Here is a 2,921-nt window from a genome sequence, read left to right as displayed (position 1 = left end):
GGTCGTTCATCGGCGCGCCGTCACCGAGGAACTCGGCGGGCACGTCCACGACCGTCTCGCCCTCGAACTCACAGACGTAGTTGCCGTCGGTCACGTCGCCGATGACGGTGCAACCGAGGTCGTACTTGTCGGCAATCTCGGAGACTGCATCGACGTTCTCGGGACGCACTTCGTACACCATGCGCTCCTGTGATTCGGCCAGCAGGATTTCCATCGCGTTCATGTTCGGTTCGCGCTGGTGGACGCGGCCAAGTTCGATGTCGCCCCCGAGTTCGCCCTTCGCCACCAGTTCGCTCGACGCGCCGCCGAGTCCCGCCGCGCCGAGGTCGCGTGCGGATTCGACCAGTTGGCCGTCAACGAGTTCCTCGTTCGCCTCGATGAGCAGTTTTTCAGTGTACGGGTCGCCGACCTGCACCGCCGGGCGGTCCTCCGTCTCCGCGTCCTCGCCGAGGTCCTCGCTGGCGAAACTCGCGCCGCCGAGTCCGTCACGCCCCGTCGAGTTGCCGACGAGCAGGAGTTTGTTGCCCGGTTCCTGCGCTACGGCCGTGATGAGACGCTCCGCGGGAAGCAGTCCGACGCAGGCCACGTTGACGAGCGGGTTCCCCTCGTAGTCCTCGTGGAACTGCGTGCTTCCCGTCACCGTCGGCACGCCGATGGAGTTGCCGTAGTCGGCGATACCCTCCACGACGCCCTCCAGCAGGTAACGCGAGTGCTCGCGGTCGAAGCCGCCGAAGTAGAGGCTGTCCGCGAGCGCGATGGGGTAGGCACCCATCGACAGCGTGTCGCGGACGATGCCGCCAACGCCCGTCGCCGCGCCGTCGTACGGATCCACGTAGGACGGGTGGTTGTGGCTCTCGATACCCATCGTGATGTAAGTGGAGTCGGCGTCGGCCGACGGAAGTTCGACCACGGCGGCGTCGTCACCCGGCCCGATGACGACGTCGTCGCTCTCGGACTCGAACGCCGACAGCAGGGGCCGCGACGACCGATACGCACAGTGTTCACTCCAGAGGTTCTCGAACAGCGCTTCCTCGGCCGATGTCGGGTCGCGGCCGAGTTCCGCGACGACCAACTCTCGGTCGGAGTCGTCCAAACTCATTCACTGGTTTGTACAAACAGGGCGGATTAATGCCTTTCCATGTGCACGAACGTGTGTGGATTCGGATAGCCGTGATGAATGATAGGAACGTCTTCTACCATCGAACGTGAGGATAGGTGGGTGAAGTCGTCGTGAACGTCCTCACGGTCGTCGGGGGGAGGCTTTGGCGATCATAATCATGGGCTCCCCGACGAACCATTCCACCTTCGTAACTTCCATGGTTCTTTTGGCCGGAAATATGTATAATCAAAACCGAGTTTGCGTCTGTCACACACGTTCGCTCGCGGTAGAGGGAGGCGTGGATCACGCTCGTTACAGTGGAACTACTCCTATAAACGAGGCATACGTTCGGGGATTCGAGGAAACGTGGGGATGAATGAGCACAACACCCCACGCTTCGGGAGAAATTGCTGTTCGAGCGGGAACCGTCCGATTCCCGACAGTGACGTGATAGATTCGTGTACTTCGACCTACGGTACCACCCCCAACGATGTATATTGGTCACGCTCCTGGTTAAGGAGATGGCTTGCTAATTCGGAATCAGAGGAAGACGACGAGCAAAAGTTGGACGTTCGTACCGTGGGGGACGACAGTACGACATGTCCTTATACACGAATACACGTCGATACGACCGTCACGTCCGTGTGTTCGATACTGACCTCCTGAAACGCACGACGGAGCGTCGTTGTCGCGTAAGTCAGATCGGCTGGCGCCAATCGCTACCGACGTACTGGAACCCTTCCCGCACTCGTCCTTGACTGGCCATCACCAGGCCGATGAAAAGGACGACGGCCGGTGTTGTCGCGTACGTCACCGCTTTCAACGTTAGGTTCTCGAGAATCGTTCGTGTATCTGCCATCATACTATTGAGCAGAAAATCTTCCGGCAAATACTTTGTGTTACAATGTCATTCCGCGCGAGCTCGGTCGCCGCTGGGCGAACAACGGCACGCGGAACGTATTCGGCGAGCGATCACAACGGCCACCAACTGGCTATGGACGATTGAGTTATTTTTCCCCGTATTTTGTCTAACTCTTGTGGAAGTATTCCATTTTGCAAGTACGATGTTCTCTCGACAGTCCTATTTCACCACAATATCTAAATATGGTGTGGGCGTTGTATCTACTGCAATGACGATCGGAGAAGGAGGGGATGAATAGGACCCGTACCGCCGACAAACATCGATGCCTATGATTGCATGAAGCGCGAGTGACCGTTTTCACCCACCACTCGATGGGCGATGCTGCCTCCATCGCCCCTCTCTCATGCGCCAGAGTAGTTAATTCATGATTCCTCTCTAGAAGAAACTGAGTTCACGATGGAGCTACGGCGTTTTTCGTAGATCTACGACCATCGACGACGGACCGAGTTGCTTTTCCCGACGTACTGCGAACGTTCCCCCGTGCTATCGGTCGAGTTGCATTGTCATTCCGCACTTTCCCACGATGGTCGTGACCCGGTCGAACTGCTCTTGGAACAAGCCAAGGCAGTCGATTTGGACGCCATCGCCGTGACCGACCACGACGAAATCGAGGCGAGCCTCGAAGCCGCGAAACTCGCACCCGAATACGGGCTGGTCGGCATCCCCGGTATGGAGATTACGTCGCGCGCGGGCCACGTCTTGGGGTTAGGTATCGAAGAACTCGTTCCGCCGGGTCTCTCGTTCGGCGAGACGCTCGACAGAATTCGAGAGCAGGGTTGCGTCGCCATCGTTCCTCACCCGTTTCAGAAATCCCGGAGCGGCGTCGCCGCGAACATTACGGGAAAGAAACTCGCGGAGGCCGACGCTATCGAGGTGTACAACTCGCGCCTGTTGACGGGG

The 2,921-nt window shown here is 58.6% G+C and carries 3 protein-coding genes; 1 reads left to right on the top strand and 2 read right to left on the bottom strand.

The annotated features are described in order from the left end of the window. Positions 1-1,099 (bottom strand): phosphoribosylformylglycinamidine synthase subunit PurL (gene purL, locus WBV42_RS20805; RefSeq protein WP_423987732.1); only part of this gene is annotated, 1,099 nt, incomplete at its 3' end. A gap of 697 nt (positions 1,100-1,796) precedes the next feature. Continuing rightward, complete coding sequence (locus tag WBV42_RS20800; RefSeq protein WP_423987731.1) at positions 1,797-1,961, bottom strand: hypothetical protein; 165 nt, start codon at positions 1,959-1,961, stop codon at positions 1,797-1,799. 540 nt (positions 1,962-2,501) lie between these two features. Here WBV42_RS20800 and WBV42_RS20795 point away from each other — a divergent pair. Then, the coding region (locus tag WBV42_RS20795) for a PHP domain-containing protein (RefSeq protein WP_423987730.1) at positions 2,502-2,921 on the top strand (420 nt) is incomplete at its 3' end.

This window comes from Haladaptatus sp., assembly GCF_049589095.1.
Taxonomy (GTDB): Archaea; Halobacteriota; Halobacteria; order Halobacteriales; family Haladaptataceae; genus Haladaptatus.
The sequence above is the reverse complement of the archived record's forward strand: the minus strand, read 5'-3'. Positions and strand labels throughout refer to the sequence as shown.

What these genes read in the sequence shown, in the direction of transcription:
- WBV42_RS20800 (WP_423987731.1), bottom strand. Translation starts at nt 1,961, where the DNA reads ATGATGGCAGATACACGAACGATTCTCGAGAACCTAACGTTGAAAGCG.